The sequence below is a fragment of the Catenuloplanes japonicus genome (assembly GCF_000717135.1).
Lineage (GTDB): Bacteria > Actinomycetota > Actinomycetes > Mycobacteriales > Micromonosporaceae > Catenuloplanes > Catenuloplanes japonicus.
The window spans coordinates 132,454-150,595 of the sequence record NZ_JNXY01000029.1 but is presented as its reverse complement, the minus strand read 5'-3'; the positions used below and the strand labels follow the sequence as shown (position 1 = coordinate 150,595).

Here is an 18,142-nt window from a genome sequence, read left to right as displayed (position 1 = left end):
TTACCTACTACACTCGTGATCATGCCCGGAGACGCCGCCGCCACCCGCCGCCGCATCCTCGACGCCGCCATCGCCGAGTTCGCCGCCTTCGGCATCGCGGGCGCACGCGTCGACCGCATCGCCGCCGCCTCCGGCGCGAACAAGGCCATGATCTACAAGTACTTCGGCAACAAGGACCAGCTCTTCGACGCCGTCTTCGACACCATCGTGGTCCAGACCACCAACGACGTCCCGGTCGACGCGGACGACCTCCCCGGCTACATCGCCCGCCTCTGGGACGAGTTCCGCGCCCACCCCGAACTGCTGCGCCTCCAGCGCTGGGACGCGCTCGAACGCGACGGCCACGGCATGTCCGCCGACGTCGTCCGCAAGGCCGACGCCGAGAAGACCGAGGCCATCGCGGACGCCCAGCGCCGCGGCCTCGTCGACGCCACGCTCCCGCCCCGGACCCTGCTCACCCTGATCCTCGACCTCAGCCGCAGCGCCCTCGACACCCCCGACCCCGCGGCCCACCGCCGCGCGATCAAAACCGCGGTACAGAGAATCATCAACCCCGATTGACCTTCCTGTGTCGAGGTCCGGATCCTTGCGGTCAACCGGGCGCTCCGCGCCCGAAATTTCGGGAAATAGCGGCCCGAGGATCCGGCACAGCCTCACCCTGACGGCCACCGGACGCGACGGCGTCTACCACGGCGGGAGGCGAACCCGCGCCTGCGGCTGCTGCGAAAGCAGTAAAAGCGGATTTCCCGCTCCCGGCGTGATCACCTTCCGCGCGCTCCCGCGGCCGGCGGATCCGTGGCCGGTCACCGAAAACCCGCGGCGCTGCCACCTGCCCTATCTGCTCCGACCCGTTCTGGGCGTCGGGGGCGCGGAGAGTGGTGGCTGCTGATCCTGCGGAGTGGTGTGGCTGTGCGGCTCGGCTGCTGATCCAGCGGAGTTGTCTGGCTGTGCGGCTCGGCTGCTGATCTTGCCGAGTGGTGTGGCTGCGTGGCTCGGCTGCTGATCCAGCCGAGTTGTCTGGCTGTGCGGCCCGGCTACATTCGCCCGCCCGGTTCCTGCGGGCGACGGCCCGGCGCTGCTCGATTACCGTGTCGGCATGATCAGCGGTGAGCGGTGGGGCACGGTCGAGGAGATCGGGGTGGCGCGGCGGCGCTTCGAGGACGCGATCCCCGGTTATGAGCCCCCGATCGCGCACGCGATCCTGCTGCCCGGCGGCGACTTCGCCCGGATCAACGTCGGCGACGGCCTGCTCCCCGCCGTCATCCTGGCGACCGTGACCGGCCACGTGCGCGGCAACGCGTCCTACCCGCTCTCCGCCGCCGACCTGGACCGCGCGATCGCGCTGCTGGAGCCCGCCGAGGCCTGCACCGACGTGCCGCACCCGAACCTGGGCGTGTGGCGCTGGCTGAGCGGCACGGAAGGCATCGTCGCGGTCTTCGTCTCGTCGCTGGCGAAGCCGGTCGGCGCTTCACCTGACGCTGACCCGGCGGTCGATTTGTCGCCCGACGCTGACTCGCTGCTCAGCTCTTCACCCGATGCTGGCTCGGCGGTCGGTTCCTCGCCCGACGCTGACTCGCTGCTCGATTCCCCGCCCGACGCTGACTCGGCGGTCGGTTCCTCGCCCGATGCTCACTCGCTGCTCGATTTCCCGCCCGATGCTGACTCGGCGCGCAGTCAGTCGACTGATCCCTCACTCCGTGCGGCGACCGACGCCACGACTGACCGGGCGGTCGGCGCGCTGATCACCCGCCTTCTGGACGGCCGCACGGAGAACACGGACGGCACCACCACGCTCTGGCGTCCGGTCGGCCCGGCCGAGCTCGAACTGATCGCTCAGTCGGGCTTCGCCGCGTTCCCGCCGCGGCTGCCGGACCAGCCGATCTTCTATCCGGTGCTGAACGAGGCCTACGCGGCCCGGATCGCCGCGGAGTGGAACGTGCCGAAGTCCGGGGCCGGGCACGTCACCAGGTTTGCGGTCGCCACCGAGGCCGCCCGTCGCTATCCGAGCCGGCAGGCCGGGGGAGCGGGCATCGTCGAGCTGTGGGTCCCGGCGGAGGAGTTGGCCGAGTTCAACGCGCACATCGTCGGGCCGATCGAGGTCGTCTCGTCGTTCACCGCTCCAGACGAGGCATGACACTCACCGGCCCGGACGCGCCGACGCGCCGACCGGTCCGGACGCGCCGACGCGTCGACCGGCCCGGGTGCGCCGGGGCGCAGGCCGGCTCGGATGCGCCGGGGCCGTCGACCGGCCCGGACGCTCCGAGGTGTGCCGCCCCCGGACGCGCCGAGGCGTGGATCGGCCCGGACGCGCCGTAGGGGGCGCGTCCGGGCCTCAGCGGGTCAGGCGAACGTGACGTCGCTGCACCACATGTAGGTCTGGTCCTGGTGGGAGGCCTGCCAGATCACGAACACGACGTGCCGGCCGGTGTAGCCGGAGGTCGAGACGCTGAACGTGATGTCCTTGGCGGGCGGGTAGCTGTTCGTCTGGGTGATGAAGTCGAGGTTGCTCCAGCCGAGGCGCTGGGTGGCCGGGTCGAACCCGTTCTTGCTCACGTAGACGCGCAGGAAGTCGGCGCCGTGGCTCGCCTGGTCGTACAGGTGGACGGTGAAGTTGCGCGACAGCGTGGTGGTCTTCCAGGCGCCGGGCGTGTTCAGGCTTTCGTTGCGGTCGAGCGCGTTGCTGCAGAGCTTGCCGTCCGGCGTGCGCGTCTGGAAGTTGCCGGCGAGGCCGTCGCGGAGCGCGCTCATCCAGTTCCACATGGTGTCGGCGTTGGCCTGGAATGCCTGCCAGCACATCGGGTCCTCGGTGGCCATGGCCGGGCTGGTGTGGTTCGTGCCCCAGGCCTGCCAGCAGTGGTAGGCGCGGGAGGCAGGGTCGACGATGGTGCCGTGCGCCTGCGCGGGCGTGGCCCAGGGCAGCACGCCGGCCATCAGGGCGAGCAGCAGGACGAGCGCACGCCGGCCGAGCCTGCCGGGTTGTCCGGGCTTGGGTGCATGCATGGTGCATCCTCCGTTCTTCGGCGCAGAGATCCGCTTTGGGAGCGCTTCCAGCAGTATTACATCGCCATTAACAAATATTCAAATTGATCTATTTATTGGGAATCGACGCCCTCGACGGTGGACCGCAGTGCGGAACACGTTTTCCGGCACTCGTCACCGGCGCCCCGTGGCAGGGCGCACTCCTCGAGGAACGGGCGCCCCAGGTCGGGCCGCAGCCGGCGACCGCGCACGCGTTCCGGCTCGCGACCGCGTCCCCGGCGATCGACGCGGGCGTGCCGATCGTGGACAACGGCGGCCGCGACCACACGGGCGCGCCGCTGCACGACGGCATGGGCGCGTTCGAGTACGGCAGCATCCACATCGACGATGTCCGGGTGGTGCAGGGCGTCAACTACTCCAGCGTGAACCGGATCCAGCAGCAGTCGTGGTCGCGCGGGCCGGTGTCGTCCGGGTTCGCGTACCGTCCGTCCACGCCCTTGTGCCACCCGACCGTGACCGCGTAGGAGCCGGGCGTCGTGCGCAGGACCGTCCCCACCCCGAGGAGGTGCTCCAGGTGGAGCGACACCGGAGGGTGGAGGGCGGCCAGTGCGTGCAGCGCCGCGCGGGCCCGCTCCGGCGTCCGGAAGTCGCCGACCTCGCCCACCGGCACCGGCGCCCACACCACCACGAGGTCACCGTCGCCGGTGGTGACATTCAGGACATGCTGCTCCTCCGCGGCGGCATGCTCCGAGGCGACGTGGTCGCGGTGCCCGGTCCGCCCCGACCAGGACCGCGCGATCACGAAGCCGTCCTCGGTCGTACCCACGTCGGCAGTGCCCTCGCCGTCCATGTTCCAGACGATGCCGGTGCGGCCGTCGCCGAACGGGACCACCGCCGCGTCCAGCTCGTCGTCGTCCGGGAACAGCGCCGCCTGCGCGCGGGCCAGGTCGCAGCCCGGCTCCAGCTCCAGCGCGTCCGTGAACGTGGCGCCGGTCCACTCCGCGTAGGCGTCCGCCTCGCAGACAAGGAGCGGCCCGCCCTGACTCGACGCCCTGCCCACCCAGATCATCGGCCCAACGTATACATATCCTGGGCTGTCCGGCTCGTCAGGGGGTTGTGGTGCCGCATCCGGCTCGTCCCACCGTCACGCTCCGCGATGTGGCCGCCGCCGCGGGCGTCTCCGTGGCGACCGCATCCCGCGTGCTCGGCGGCAGCGACCGCACGGTCGCCCCGGACAACGCCCGCCGCGTCCTCGAGGCCGCCGCCGCGCTCCACTACACCGCCGACGCGGCCGCCCGCGCCATGCGCCGCCGCAGCGACGCCATCGCACTCATCGCCGACGACCTGACCACCTCCTCGATCGCGGTCACGGTCGCCGCCATGGAACGCCGCGCCCGCCTCGCCGACGCGTTCGTCACCGTTTCCCAGACGCGTGGAGACCCCGAAAAACAGCTCTCCACGGTACGGGCGGTGCGCGCGTTCCGCCCGCGCGCGCTCGTGCTGACGTCCAGCCGCATCTCACCGGCCACGGCCGGCGGACGGCTCCTGGACGAGCTGCTCGCCTACGAGTCGCAGGGCGGCCGGGTCGTGCTCTTCGGCGGGATCGACATGCCGTTCGACTCCATCGGCGTTGACGACGAGGGCTCGGCCGCGCTGCTCGGGGCACACGTGCGGGCACTCGGCCACCGTCACGTCGCCATCCTGGCCGGCCCGGCGTCGGTCGCGTTCGCCGCGTCGCGTACCGCCGGCTTCGTCTCCGGTCTGGGATCTTCCGTCACCGTGGAGCGGGTGCCGTGCGAGGTCACCCGCGACGGCGGCTACGCGGCCGCCGCAGGATTGGTGGCCGCGGGACTGACCGGAATCGAGGCCGTGATGGCGGTGAACGACGCGGTGGCCGTCGGCGCCTTGGCCGCATTCCTGGACGCCGGCGTGCCGGTCCCGTCCCGCATCTCCCTGACCGGCTTCGACGACGTCCCCCTGTCCAGCGACGTCTTCCCCCGCCTGACCACGGTCGCCCTCCCGTTCGCCGCCATCGGCGAACGCCTGACCGACCTGGCTCTCCTCACCGGCCCCCCTTCCCCCGGCCGCGAATCAGTCCACGGCACCCTCATCCCCCGCGAAAGCACCCGCGCCGCCCCGGCTCCCTCGAATTGATCCTCCGCGCGTTGTGGCCCCACCTGTTCGGGCGCATATTTCTCCTGCTTGCCACCCTGCTAGCAATCGCTGCTTGCGCGGATCAAGGCGACCTGGCCGCGGCCGGCCTCGCCGTCGCCACGCTGCTGGCGATCGCTCCATCTGCGGCTCGCCGCATCCAATATCCGAAATTTCGGCATATAAGGCTTTCGGTGCCAAGCCCTGGCCGACCGCACGCTTTGGTCGCGCCACGTCCGAGATCTCGGTAAATAGCCGCCCGCGGCCTCACCTGACGTTGAAACGCTCGGTAGAGCGTCGCGACATCTCGCCCGCAGCAAGATCAGCTACAGCTTTGAAGCCGAGCCCGCCTGAAAGGATCATTGACGTCGGCAAAAAGGCGCTCAAGCGGCGCCCGCGACCGCCTTTTTGCCGACGTCAATGATCTTTTGGCTCCGGGGCCATCTCTGACGGTGGCGGTTCCAGGTCAGCCGCGGGGCGACGGTTCCTTGCTGAGTCCTCGTGAAGCCCCGGGCGACACCTCGCAGCCATGAAGATCCTTCGGCTCCGGTCCGCAGCGGGGCTGATTCCCGGTCAGCTTCCGGCGTCGAGGTCCGGACACCCCGCGATCAACCAGGCACTCCACACCCGAAATCTCACGAAATAGCGACCCGCATGCCCATCGCGCCCTCGCGCCGCCCCCGAGAGCTCAGCAAACGCCGCCCGCCCGATCGGTCGCCACCGGCCTCGCTTCCACATCCCGAGAGCCCACTTCCGCCATCCGGGATCCAAGATCCTTGCGTCTCTGGTGGCCCTTTCCCCGGCCGAATAAGGGCCACCAGAGCCGCAAGGATCTTGAGCAGCCTTGACGCCCGCCGCCGGTCGAGTCTTTTGTCCTTTATGTAAGCGCAAGCACCCACAGTGGTGACCGCCTGGCTGCCCCGTTTGCCATCGATCCGCCCGCAGGGGTGCAGATCATCGGCAGGGCCGCCACCAACGCACCGGCGGCAAGCCGCGTGACGCAAGCCTGAACCCGACCACGACGCCGACCGGCGCCGGCGACGTCACGCAACTCTCAAAACGGCACCACCCACGGACCCACAGCCGACCAGCGGAAAGCGCCCGCCCAAACGTGAGGACCGCGCTACCGCCGTGCGACAGATCAAAGCTGGCGGCCCTGCCGATGATCTGCTCGGCTTGTCCCGGGTCGATGGCAAACGGGGCAGGCAGGCCGCACGAAACCCAGCCACCCACCGGAATCGGCAGCGCAGCTGCAAGGTCTTGGACCCTGCCCCGGAGCCGGAGCGCTCCCGCCGGAGGCCCGCCGGAGGCAAAAACAGCACCCATCCCACCCAACGCAACCAATAACACGAAATTTCTCCCGTGCCGGGGCCTGAAGTGAGCCTCCCGTGCCGGGGCCTGAAGTGAGCCTCCCGTGCCGGGGCCTGAAGTGAGCCTCCCGTGCCGGCGCCCGAAGCGAGCCTCCCGTGCCGCCGCCCGAAACGGGCCTCCCGCGCAAGACGTGGCTACTGAGTTTCGGCGATGAGGATGCCGTAGCCGCCAGGCTGCTATTTCACGAAATATCGGCACGAGTGCCGTCGACGAGGCGGCTCTGGACCTCGACGCCGAGAGGTCAGTAAGTCGAAGTCTCGGGCATGGAGTGCCGGGTTGGTCGCGGTGGGTCGAGATCCCAACGCCGGAGGCTCGTGACCCCGGCGCCTTCTGCGAGTTCGAGCGGTATTGATGCGGTTTTGCGGCCTCGGCGACCGTGGTGTGCGGGTCCGTGGGCGTGGCAGGCTCGGGTGGCCGGGGTGCCGCGCGGTGATCTGCCGGAAACGAAGGTATTGACGGACCGGGCGCCCCTGAGGAGACTGCGGAATACGTTTTCCGGGAGGACCGCGACCCGGACACCCCGCCGGGATGTGCCGACAGGAGCAGGGGGGGGCGAGGCACGGATGGGCAGAAGTCCGAAATGTTCGAACCAGAGAAGCGCTTTCCCGCTGCTGGGCGCCTGCCCGGCGCCCCTGGAACAGCATAGAGAAAGACGTCGATAGCTAGGCGGGTTGCTGCGGCCGCGCACCACTGAAACGATCCATTGTCATCCCGCCGAAACACTTGACGTGCGTCACAGCATCGATGCAGACTTCGGAAAGCGCTTTCCCCCCTTCGATGCTTTTACGACTAAAAAGCCGGAGGCACCCCGGTTCGGGGGGTTTGCGCGCATATCGAGACTGCCCATGTGACTGTGAAGGAGGGTCGTGTGAGTGCTCTGGGCGAGCTCCAACGGCTCGGCACCTCCAAGGGCGGCCCGCCGCGCAAGCGGGACAACAAGGCCGCCTTCCTGTTCCTGCTGCCCTGGTTCGCGGGACTGCTGCTGATCACTGCCGGTCCGATCGTGGCCTCGCTGGCGCTCAGCTTCACCGATTACAACCTGATCCAGCCGCCGGAGTTCAACGGGCTGGACAACATCAACCGCATGTTCAGTGACGAGCGCCTGCACCGGTCGCTCGGTGTCACCTTCATCTACGTGTTCGTCTCCGTGCCGCTGCAGTTGATCGCGGCGCTCGGGCTGGCGATTCTGCTGGACCGGGGGCTGCGCGGGCTGGCGTTCTACCGCTCCGCGTTCTACCTGCCGTCGCTGCTCGGCTCCAGCGTGGCGATCGCGGTGCTGTGGCGGCAGATCTTCGGCGCGGAGGGGCTGCTCAACCAGATTCTCGGCATCTTCGGGATCGCGGGCAAGGGCTGGATCTCCGACCCGGACACCGCGCTGTCCACGCTGATCGTGCTGAACGTGTGGACGTTCGGCGCGCCGATGGTGATCTTCCTGGCCGGCCTGCGGCAGATCCCGGTGATGTACTACGAGGCCGCGTCCGTGGACGGCGCGTCCAGGTGGACCCAGTTCCGCAAGATCACCGTGCCGCTGCTGTCGCCGATCATCTTCTTCAACCTGGTCCTGCAGATCATCCACGCGTTCCAGTCGTTCACCCAGGCGTTCGTCGTCTCGGGCGGCACCGGCGGACCGTCGGACTCGACGCTGTTCTACACGCTCTACCTCTACGAGCGCGGATTCAGCAGATTCGACATGGGGTACGCCTCCGCGCTCGCCTGGCTGCTGCTGATCATCATCGCCGGGTTCACCGCGATCAACTTCTGGGCCGCCAAGCGATGGGTCTTCTACGATGACTGATCTGAAGGAACGCGCCGTGCCGATCGACACCACGGGCGACCCGGCCCCGCCGCGATTCGTGCTCCCGGGCTGGATCACGTCCACGGTGAAGCACGCGGCCCTGATCCTGTTCGCGCTGGTGATGCTCTATCCGGTGATCTGGATGGTGGTCAGCTCGCTGCGGCCGAACAACGAGATCTTCCGCTCGCCCGGCCTGGTGCTGGACAGCCTGCAGGTGTCGAACTACAGCACGGGGTGGAACGCGCTCGCGGAGCCGTTCGGCCACTACATGCTGAACTCGGCGCTGGTGGTGCTCGGCTGCATCGTCGGCAACCTGGTCTCCTGCTCGATGGCGGCGTACGCGTTCGCCCGGCTGGAGTTCAGCGGCAAGAAGTGGTGGTTCGCCATCATGCTGATGACGATCATGCTGCCGATCCACGTGCTGATCGTGCCGCAGTACATCATCTTCTCGAACCTCGGCTGGGTGAACACGTTCCTGCCGCTGATCGTGCCGAAACTGCTGGCCACGGACGCGTTCTTCGTGTTCCTGATGGTGCAGTTCATCCGCGGGCTGCCGCGCGAGCTGGACGAGGCGGCCCGCATCGACGGTGCCGGCCACCCGCGCATCTTCCTGCAGGTCATCCTGCCGCTGATGCTGCCGGCGCTGGCCACCACCACGATCTTCACGTTCATCTGGACGTGGAACGACTTCTTCTCGCAGCTGATCTACCTGACCGACCCGCAGATGTATACGGTGCCGGTCGCGCTGCGCTCGTTCGTGGACGCCACGGTGGCCACGTCCTGGGGCTCCATGTTCGCGATGAGCGTGGTCTCCCTGCTGCCGATCTTCCTGGCCTTCCTGGTCGGCCAGCGATACCTGATCAAGGGCATCGCCACCACCGGAATCAAGTAACCGCTCAGCCGCCCCTCGGGCGGAATGAATCCTCACGACCTCTTATCGAAAGGGCACATTCGATGAGTAACGGCATATCCCGGCGCAACGTCCTGTCCATCGCCGCCGGTGTTGGTGCGGCGAGCGCGCTCGCGGCCTGTGGCGGCAGCGGGGGCGACGCGGCCGCGGCCGTCAACACCGAGACACCGGTAACGCTGCGTTTCACCTGGTGGGGCTCTGACGCGCGGCACAAGCGCACCGCGCAGGTGATCGAGCTGTTCAAGTCCAAGTACCCGAACTTCACGATCAACGGTGAGTTCAAGGACTGGAACGGCTACTGGGACAGCCTGGCCACCACGGTCGCGGCGAACGACGCGCCGGACATCATTCAGATGGACGAGATGTACCTGGCGTCGTACGCGGAGCGCGGCGCGCTGCTGGACCTCGGCACCGCGTCGAACCACCTGAAGACCGCGGACATCGAGTCGACCGCGCTGGACACCGGCAAGGTGGACGGCAAGCAGTACGCGATCCCGACCGGCCTCACCGCCTACTCGTTCGTGGTGAACGAGGACCTGATCAAGCAGTACAACGTCACGCTGCCGGACACCGAGACCTGGTCGTGGGAGGATCTGCGCGCGGTCGGCGACCAGATCTCCAAGGCCAGCGGCGGCAAGGTCATCGGCGTGCAGTCCTGGGGCTTCGACACCGGCTCGGTCAACGTCTGGCTCCGGCAGCAGGGCGCGTCGCTCTACTCCCCGGACGGCAAGGTCGCCGCGCCCCCGGCCCTGCTGGCCGGCTACTGGCAGTACCTGCTCGACCTGGCGAAGGCAGGCGTGTCGCCGCAGCCGTCGATCACCATCGAGCGGGCCGCGGCCGCGCTGGACCAGTCCGGCATGGCGACCAACACCACCGCGATCGGCACCGCGTGGAACACCCAGCTGACCTCCTACCAGGCGGCCAGCGGTCAGAACCTCAGGCTGATCAAGATCCCGGGCGAGAGCAAGGTGGGTACGCCCGGCGCGTACTACAAGCCGTCCATGTACTGGTCGATCTCGTCCCGGTCGAAGCACCCGGCCGAGGCCGCCGTCTTCGTCGACTTCCTGCTCAACAGCCAGGAGGCCGGTGACGTGCTGCTCACCGACCGCGGTGTGCCGGGCAACAAGACGATCCGCGCCGCGCTCGCGCCGAAGCTGACCGCCACGGACAAGGCCGCGGCCGACTACCTCGACGCGATCAAGGTCGGCCCGGCGCCGCGCGTCACGCCGAACGGCGCCAGCGGCATCGAGGCGATCCTGAAGCGGCACTCCGAGGAGGTGCTCTTCGAGCGCAAGACGCCGCAGGCCGCCGCGGAGTCGTTCATCAAGGAACTCCAGACCGAGATCGACGCCGCCTGACGGACGACCACACGGTGGGCCGGGCCCGATCCCGGCCCACCGCTAGCACGGGAGCGACATGACCCAGACCCCGTACCGCGCGGCGATCGTCGGCACCGGCGCGATCGCGGCCGCCCACGCCCAGGCGCTGCGCGCGCACCCGGACCGCGTCACGCTGGCCGCGGTCGTCGACCTCGACGTGGACCGCGCCCGCACGTTCGCCCAGGCGTGGGACGTTCCCGCCACCTATCCCGGCCTGACCGAGCTGCTGGCCGCGGAGAACCCGGACCTGGTCCACCTGTGCACGCCGCCGTCCACGCACACGCCGCTCGCGGTGGAGGCGCTGCGCGGCGGGGCGCACGTGCTGGTGGAGAAGCCGCCGACGCTGTCGCTGGCCGAGCTGGACGAGATCGCGGCCGTCAGCACCACGACCGGCAGGCACGTCGCCACCGTGTTCCAGCACCGCTTCGGCACCGGCGCGGTCCGGCTGCGGGAGCTGGCCGCGGCCGGGCACCTCGGCCGGTCGCTGCTGGCCACCTGCGAGACGCTCTGGTACCGCGACGACGACTACTACGCCATGCCGTGGCGCGGGAAGTGGGCGACCGAGGGCGGCGGCCCGACCATGGGCCACGGCATCCACCAGTTCGACCTGCTGCTGTCGATCCTCGGGCCGTGGGAGCAGGTCACCGCGGTGGCCGGGCGCCGGGCGCGGCACCAGGTGCAGACCGAGGACGTGTCGATGGCGCTGGTGACGTTCGCGGACGGCACGCTCGCGTCCGTGGTCAACTCCGTGGTCTCGCCGCGGCAGGTGTCCGCGCTGCGCTTCGACTACGAGCGCGCGACCGTGGAGCTGGACCACCTCTACGGCTACACGGACGACAACTGGACCGTCACACCCGCGGCCGGCGCCGACGAGGTGAAGACGCTGTGGGAGGCCGACCCGAGCACGGTCGAGAGCAGCCACGCGGGCCAGCTCGAGAACCTGCTGGACGCGCTCGACGCCGGCACACCACTGCCGGTCACGCTCGCGGACACCCGCCGGACCATGGAGTTCGTGGCGGCGCTCTACAAGTCCGCGTTCACCGGCGCGCCCGTGACGGCCGGCGACATCGGCCCCGACGACCCCTTCGCCCTCCGCATGAACGGTGTCCCCGCTCCTTGGGAAGGAATCCGTACCGCATGAGTCTGAAGGTCGACCACCAGCTCGGCAGGGAAGTCACGATCACCGCGGGCGACGTCCCGATCGTCACCTACGTCTACGTGCCGGACACGGTGCAGCTGGAGTCCCCGAAGCCGTACCTGCACCCGATCCGCACGCTCGACGGTGATCTGGTCTCGCTGTTCCGCCCGCACGACCACGTCTGGCACAAGGGGATCGCCTGGTCACTGCCGCACCTGGGGGAGCACAACTTCTGGGGCGGACCGACCTATGTGCACGGACGGTTCTACGTGCAGCAGGAGAACAACGGCACGGCCGCGCACCGGGACATGACCCGGCTGACCGTCGACGGCGACACGGCCGCGCTCACCCACCGGCTGGACTGGACGTCGCAGCAGGGCGCGCCGGTCGTGGACGAGACCCGCTCGCTGACCGTCTCGCTGCTCGACGACGTGAGCTGGTCGCTGGTCTTCGAGACCGCGATGACGAACGTCTCCGGTGCCACGCTCCACATCGGATCGCCGACCACCAAGGGCCGGGAGAACGCGGGCTACGGCGGCCTGTTCTGGCGCGGGCCGCGCAGCTTCACCAACGGCACCGCGCAGTCGCCGGACGGCGTCGGCGCGGACAACCTGCGCGGCACGCGCGCGGAGTGGTTCGCCTACCGCGGCAAGCACGACGAGACCGGCCGCGCCTCCACGATCGTGATGGTCGACGACGTCCGGAACCCGCAGCACCCGCCGCAGTGGTTCACCCGCAGCGAGGAGTTCGCCTGCCTCTGCCCGGCGCCGTTCTTCAGCGAGGAGTTGCCGTTCGAGGCGGGAGCGACGCTCACGTTCCGCTACGCGGTGGTCATCGCCGCCGGCGACCACGGCGACGAGGGTACGCACAAGCTGGCCGACCAGGGCCGGTCCGTGCTGGCGGGCTCATGACCTTCCCCGGTGGCACCTCACTCAGCAGGCTGACCGTCTACACAGGATCCTGTGCGGACGGTCTGTCCGGCGGCACGCCGCACCTGCACACGGCCTCGACCGAGGCGTACGTCGTGACCGGCGGCACCGGCGCGTTGCACACGCTGGACACGTCCGGCTTCCGGGAGACGCCGTTGAAGACCGGTGACACGGTCTGGTTCACGCCCGGCGTCATCCACCGTGCCGTCAACCACGGCGACCTCCAGGTGCTGGTCATCATGTCCAACGCGGGCCTGCCCGAGGCCGGCGACGCGGTGATGACGTTCCCGCCGGAGATCCTGGAGTCGGTCGAGTCCTACAAAAAGGCCGCCGTGCTGCAGGATCCAGGCGAGGACGCGGTGGCGCGCCGGCGGGACCTCGCCGTCGAGGGCTTCGCCACGCTCACCAAGGCGGCGCGGGACGGCGACTTCGCACCGCTGGAGGCGTTCTACGCCGCCGCCGTGCAGCTGGTCCGCGCGAACGTCCCCGCCTGGCGCGAGATCTGGCAGACCACGGTCGCGGCGCAGACCACCCGTACCGCCGAGATTCTGAAAGCCCTTGATTCCGGCGACCCCGCGCATCTGCGGGACGGCGGCGTGCTGTCCGCGCCGCAGAGCGACACCGCCGGCTGGGGCATGTGCGGCCGGCTGCGCACCCACGACACCAGGAACCCCGAGCAACCCGGAGGACCGCTGTGACCCGCCGCTACGCCATCGCCGGACTCGGGCATCGTGCCCAGATGTACGTGGACGCGCTGCTCGGGGACTGGTCCGACACCGGTGAGCTGGTCGCGTTCATCGACACGAACCAGACCCGGATGGACTACCACAACGCGAGGCTGCCCTCGCCCGTACCCACGTATGGTCCTGAGGGTCTGACCGAGGTGCTGCAGCAGGCGGACGTGCTGATCGTGACCAGCGTGGACTCCACCCACGCGCGGTACGTCGTCTCCGCGCTCAACGCCGGCCTGGACGTGGTCTCCGAGAAGCCGCTGACCGTGGACGAGGAGAGCTGCGCGCGCATCGCGGAAGCGGCCGAGAAGTCCCGCGGCAAGCTGATCGTCACGTTCAACTACCGCTACTCGCCGCGGAACTCGGCCGTGCGCGAGCTGATCGCGTCCGGGCGGATCGGCGACATCACGGCCGTGCACTTCGAGTGGGCGCTGGACACCGCGCACGGCGCCGACTACTTCCGGCGCTGGCACCGCGACCGGGACAGCTCCGGCGGCCTGCTGGTGCACAAGTCCACGCACCACTTCGACCTGGTCAACTGGTGGCTGGCCAGCCACCCGGAGCTGGTCTTCGCCCAGACCGCGCTCCGCTTCTACGGTGCGGCCGGCGCCGGGGCTTCGGACGAACGGCCGCCACGCGCGAAGGGCGCGCCGGGCCTCGGCACCGACCCGTTCCTGCTGGACGCCTCCGCTGACCCACGGCTCAAGGCGCTCTACCTGGACGCGGAGCACGAGGACGGCTACGTGCGCGACCAGGACGTGTTCGCACCCGGCGTGACCATCGACGACACCATGTCCGTGCTGGTCCGGTACGCGAACCGGGCCGTGCTCACCTACTCGCTCACCGCGTACAGCCCGTTCGAGGGCTACCGGGTGGCGTTCACCGGCACGCGCGGCCGGATCGAGTTGGAGGTCGGCGAGCGCGCCTGGACGCCGCTCAACGCGGCCATCGACCCGAGCGCGGGCCTGCACGCCGGCGACTCCTCGTGGGAGAAGCTCACCGTGCAGGAGCAGTGGGGCAAGATCGAAGAAGTGCCGATCATCAGGGGTTCGGGCGGGCACGGCGGCGGCGACAAGCTGCTGCTGGACGACGTGTTCCGCGGGCCGTCCGGCGACCCGCTCGCGCGGCAGGCCGGATATCGAGACGGCATCCGCAGCGTGCTCACCGGCGTGGCCGCGAACCGGTCCGCCACGTCCGGACAGCCGGTCACGCTGATCAACGAAGGCACTAGCCTGTCCGCGTGAATGGTGTGCAGATCCTGCTGATCGCCGGCGCCGGAATCGCGGTCGCGGCCATCGCCCGCCGCCGGGGTCTCGAACCCGGCATGTTCATCGTGGCGCTGGCCGCGGCCGCCTCGTTCCTCCCCGGCATGCCGCGGCTGGAGCTGGACAGCGAGGTCATCCTCGCGATCGTGGTGCCGCCGCTGCTCTACTCCGCGACGCGCGGCACCTCGTTCTCCAGCTTCGGCCGCAACCTGCGGCCGATCATCATGCTCGGCGTGGTGCTGGTCGTGCTGACCGCCGGCGCGCTCGGCGTGATCGCGACCTGGCTGCTGCCGTCGATCGGCGTGGCCGCGTTCGTGCTCGGCGCGGTGCTGGCGCCACCGGACACGATCACCACGGTCTCGCACGGCGAGGAGATCGGCCTGCCGGCGCGGGCCACCTCCGTGCTGACCGGCGAGAGCCTGGTCAACGACGCCACCGCGCTCACGCTGTTCAGCATCGCGATCGCGGCCGTGGACGGCGAGCACACCACGTTCGGCGGCGGCGTGCAGGAGTTCATCCGATCGGCCGGGCTGGGCCTCGGCATCGGTGCACTGCTCGCGATCATGACCTTGTGGGTACGCAAGCGCCTGCACCACCCCACGCTGGAGACCGCGCTGGTCCTGCTGCTGCCGTTCACCGCGTTCCTCGCGGCGGAACAGGTGCACGCGTCCGGGATCCTCGCGGTGGTCATGGCCGCGTTCTCGGTCAGCACGAACCTGACGTTCGACCCGAAGCACCAGTACCCGGGCGCTTCCCGGACCCGCGTGCAGGAGAACGAGGTCTGGCCGGTGCTGGACTTCCTGCTGGAGACGTTCGTCTTCGCGTACATCGGGCTCCAGCTGCGGTTCGTGCTGGAGGATCTCGCGTCCTCCGAGGAGCCGGGCCTGACCCGCGTGCTGGTCGCGGCCGGGGTGCTGCTGCTCGCCGCGATCGTGGTCCGGATCGTCGGCGTGTACGGGCTGTTCGGCCGCTGGATGCTCCGCCACCGCCGGCGGGCGGCACGGCGCGAGCGCGACCCTCGCTACCGCGCCGCGATGGACCGGCGGGCGCAGCGCTTCGGCGGCCTGCCGGTCGACCCGCCGACCCACCGGGAGACGCTGCTGGCCGGGTGGACCGGCATGCGCGGCATCCTCACGCTCGCCGCCGCGGCCGCGATCCCGGAGGTGACGTCGTCCGGCGAGCCGTTCCCCGGGCGGGACGCGATCCAGGCGATCGCGCTGATCGTCACGCTCGGCACGCTGCTCATCCAGGGGACGACGATCGGGTGGCTGGCACGGGCGCTGAAGTTCGACGTGGCGGGGGAGCGGGCCGCGCGCGAGGAGATGCGCACGACGGCCCTGCGGGAGCTTTCGGGGCTCGGCTTCGAGGAGCAGCGGGCGGCCGTGCTGGTGCAGATGAGCGAGCGGCGGCTGTCCGAGGAGGTCGCCCGCGAGCTGATCGAGGAGATCGACCTGCGGCAGGCCAGCGCGAGCCCGAGGTAGGACGTCGCTGCCGGCCGTGATCGGGGCGTCCTGGGGCGCCCCGATCACCGGGCCTCAGCTGCGGGCGACCACGCTGCCGCCCTTGACCGCGACGTAGCCGGTCGGGCGGATCGTGAAGATGACGCGCACGTTCGCGTCCGGGATCGGGTAGTCCATGCCGTACCGCGTCTGCAGGCCCTTGTAGAACGACGCGACCTCGTCGTCGTCCTCGATCTTCTCCACCACGCCGCGGACCTCGAGGAACCGGTACTGGTCCTCCGGGTCGGCGAGCGACAGCGCGATGCGCGGGTCCTTCTCGATGTTGCGGAACTTCTGCCGGGTCTTGGTGTGCGTCATCCGGATGACCTCACCGTCCCAGTCGAACCACATGACGCTCGACTGCGGCGACCCGTCCGGCCGGACGGTGGCGAGGTGCGCGAAGACCGGGCGCTCCAGCAGATCAGCGTGACTCTCGGGAACAACACTCATGCCGACGATCCTGCCACAGATTATTTGCACGAGCATCATATCCGCGCACGCGCCCATCGTCCGTTCACGGCGGGTCACGCCATGCGACGCCATGCGACGCCATGCGACGCCATGCGACGCCATGCGACGCCACGCTGTGCCCGAAATTTCGCCATTTCTTGGGCGGCGTGCCGGGTGCCGATCATTGACTGTCGCGAAACCGGGTCGCGGCGCCCTCGCTGACCTGGTTCTCGCGACAGTCAGTGATCCACGGGCGGTGCGGTGCTCGCGCCGGATCAAGATCGATACTCTGGTGGGCTGCGATGGCGTGAAATATCGGGCGTGCGGTGCCGACGGGGGAACTGGCGGCCTGCGGGGTACCCGCTTCGGGTCTGCCGGACCACGGCGTGACCGGCTCCTCGCGTCGTGCGGAGCGCCGGCGGAGCCCGACGCGAGGTTTGCCCGCGGGAGCAACGCTGCCGGACCACGCCGGAAGCGGGAAGATGAACTAAATCTTGATCTTGAAGTGCACTTGGCGAGATCGCCCGTCGTATGTACGTTTTCCACGCTTCGACACGCTCGAAGCGTGGAAAACGTACATACCGTCATGATCACGACCGGAGACCGCGACCGGCCCGCGGCACGAAAGTCACAGGGTGGGCGGCGCGCCGAGACTCCGGAACCCCGCTTGCGCGTTGGTGCCGGTTCCGGGTCGCGTGAGCCAGAGTCTGTGCGGCCGAATGCCGTTCCCCGGCGGTGGCGCCGGGTCGGCTGGCCAATGAGGCTAGCCTCCTAGGATGCCATAAGCGGTGTGCGGGCTGCCCGGCTGCGAACGCGTCACCGGTCGGTTCGATGCGTCGAAATCGCGGCGGCGGTGTGAGGCGCGCGGGCGGTATCGCGCGGGCGGTATGAGGCGTGTGCTTGGCGGTGCGATTCGTACTCGGCGGTGCGAGGTATGTGTGGTGCTGCGAAACTCGCGCGTCGCGCCGCCGAGCGCGCGCTGGCGGTATGAGGCACGTGCCGGCGGTGCGAAACGCGTGCTGGTGGTGCACGAGCGCGGCACGTGGGTCGCACGGAAGGGGGAGATTGCGGCGATTCCGCGGAATGTGCGCCACGACAGCGATGTGATGGTGCGACACGGGCGCCGCAGCGCGGCGATCGTCACGGAACTGACATATATTGGCCGGTGCACCGTCAAACGGTCCCGGCAGCCTGAGTGGAGTGGAGTCGTGGCGAACGGGAGGCCGGGATGCAGGTCGGGCAGGCCGCCCTCATCGAGTTGACGATCACTCACGAGCTGGTGCGCCACCGCCTTCCCGCCGTGCAGATGCTGCTGGAGCAGGCGCTCGCGCAACGGCCCGTACGGCTGGTGCTCGACCTCGCACAATGCCCGGCCATCGACGCGGCCGGAATCGAACTGCTGCTCAGCACGCACCGTCGCCTCTGGGGCAGCGAAGGACGGCTGGCGTTACGCCGGCCCACGGCGCGGGTGCTGCGCCTGTTGGAGATCGCGCACGCGACGAAGGTACTGCAGATCGACGCGAGCTGACGATCGACGCACGGCCG

Annotated in this window: 16 protein-coding genes; 13 read left to right on the top strand and 3 right to left on the bottom strand. The window is 69.6% G+C overall.

The genetic code is table 11. The features are described 5' to 3' along the window. Positions 1–21: 21 nt before the first annotated feature. Positions 22–561: a TetR family transcriptional regulator gene (locus OP04_RS35070; protein WP_033344287.1), complete on the top strand. Its 540-nt coding sequence runs from the start codon at positions 22–24 to the stop codon at positions 559–561. 1,192 nt (positions 562–1,753) lie between these two features. After that, positions 1,754–2,134 (top strand): hypothetical protein, encoded by a 381-nt coding sequence (locus OP04_RS35065; protein WP_033344286.1) that lies wholly within the window; start codon positions 1,754–1,756, stop codon positions 2,132–2,134. A gap of 206 nt (positions 2,135–2,340) precedes the next feature. Here OP04_RS35065 and OP04_RS35060 read toward each other — a convergent pair whose 3' ends face one another. Next, a complete protein-coding gene (locus OP04_RS35060) occupies positions 2,341–3,000 on the bottom strand; it encodes a lytic polysaccharide monooxygenase auxiliary activity family 9 protein (RefSeq protein WP_198154082.1) in 660 nt (219 codons plus the stop codon). Positions 3,001–3,095: 95 nt separating this feature from the next. On the opposite strand from OP04_RS35060, the gene OP04_RS52325 reads away from it, so the two are divergent. After that, complete coding sequence (locus tag OP04_RS52325; RefSeq protein WP_085067012.1) at positions 3,096–3,503, top strand: hypothetical protein; 408 nt, start codon at positions 3,096–3,098, stop codon at positions 3,501–3,503. Here the strand turns inward: OP04_RS52325 and OP04_RS53890 are convergent. Beyond that, a complete protein-coding gene (locus OP04_RS53890) occupies positions 3,392–4,048 on the bottom strand; it encodes a hypothetical protein (protein ID WP_051799562.1) in 657 nt (218 codons plus the stop codon). The two genes, OP04_RS52325 and OP04_RS53890, sit on opposite strands and share 112 nt — an antisense overlap. An 89-nt stretch (positions 4,049–4,137) precedes the next feature. Between OP04_RS53890 and OP04_RS35050 the strand changes: the two genes are divergently transcribed. From OP04_RS35050 to OP04_RS35010, 9 genes are all read left to right on the top strand, one after another. Beyond that, positions 4,138–5,133, top strand: a complete 996-nt coding sequence (locus tag OP04_RS35050) for a LacI family DNA-binding transcriptional regulator (RefSeq protein WP_051799561.1) — start codon at positions 4,138–4,140, stop codon at positions 5,131–5,133. Between the two features lie 2,236 nt (positions 5,134–7,369). After that, entirely contained in the window at positions 7,370–8,296 is a 927-nt protein-coding gene (locus OP04_RS35045) for a carbohydrate ABC transporter permease (protein WP_033344204.1), read from the top strand. Further along, positions 8,289–9,188, top strand: coding sequence for a carbohydrate ABC transporter permease (locus OP04_RS35040; RefSeq protein ID WP_085067010.1), 900 nt, complete (start codon positions 8,289–8,291; stop codon positions 9,186–9,188). Before OP04_RS35045 ends, OP04_RS35040 begins: the two co-directional genes overlap by 8 nt. 62 nt (positions 9,189–9,250) lie before the next feature. Further along, positions 9,251–10,564, top strand: a complete 1,314-nt coding sequence (locus OP04_RS35035; protein ID WP_033344203.1) for an ABC transporter substrate-binding protein — start codon at positions 9,251–9,253, stop codon at positions 10,562–10,564. Positions 10,565–10,622: 58 nt separating this feature from the next. Next, positions 10,623–11,726 carry a Gfo/Idh/MocA family protein gene (locus OP04_RS35030; protein WP_033344202.1) on the top strand — a complete coding sequence of 368 codons (1,104 nt, stop codon included), beginning with the start codon at positions 10,623–10,625 and terminating at the stop codon, positions 11,724–11,726. Further along, positions 11,723–12,634 carry a DUF6807 domain-containing protein gene (locus tag OP04_RS35025; protein ID WP_033344201.1) on the top strand — a complete coding sequence of 304 codons (912 nt, stop codon included), beginning with the start codon at positions 11,723–11,725 and terminating at the stop codon, positions 12,632–12,634. The genes OP04_RS35030 and OP04_RS35025 overlap by 4 nt, the downstream gene beginning before the upstream one ends. Further along, the gene (locus tag OP04_RS35020) at positions 12,631–13,350 is read left to right on the top strand and encodes a cupin domain-containing protein (RefSeq protein ID WP_033344200.1); all 720 of its coding nucleotides are present in this window, start codon (positions 12,631–12,633) and stop codon (positions 13,348–13,350) included. The genes OP04_RS35025 and OP04_RS35020 overlap by 4 nt, the downstream gene beginning before the upstream one ends. Continuing rightward, entirely contained in the window at positions 13,347–14,627 is a 1,281-nt protein-coding gene (locus OP04_RS35015; protein WP_033344199.1) for a Gfo/Idh/MocA family protein, read from the top strand. Before OP04_RS35020 ends, OP04_RS35015 begins: the two co-directional genes overlap by 4 nt. Next, positions 14,624–16,129 (top strand): cation:proton antiporter, encoded by a 1,506-nt coding sequence (locus tag OP04_RS35010; RefSeq protein WP_033344198.1) that lies wholly within the window; start codon positions 14,624–14,626, stop codon positions 16,127–16,129. Before OP04_RS35015 ends, OP04_RS35010 begins: the two co-directional genes overlap by 4 nt. Before the next feature lie 54 nt (positions 16,130–16,183). Here OP04_RS35010 and OP04_RS35005 read toward each other — a convergent pair whose 3' ends face one another. Then, complete coding sequence (locus OP04_RS35005) at positions 16,184–16,597, bottom strand: PPOX class F420-dependent oxidoreductase (RefSeq protein ID WP_033344197.1); 414 nt, start codon at positions 16,595–16,597, stop codon at positions 16,184–16,186. Positions 16,598–17,825: 1,228 nt separating this feature from the next. Between OP04_RS35005 and OP04_RS35000 the strand changes: the two genes are divergently transcribed. After that, entirely contained in the window at positions 17,826–18,125 is a 300-nt protein-coding gene (locus OP04_RS35000; RefSeq protein ID WP_051799560.1) for an STAS domain-containing protein, read from the top strand. Positions 18,126–18,142 lie beyond the last annotated feature (17 nt).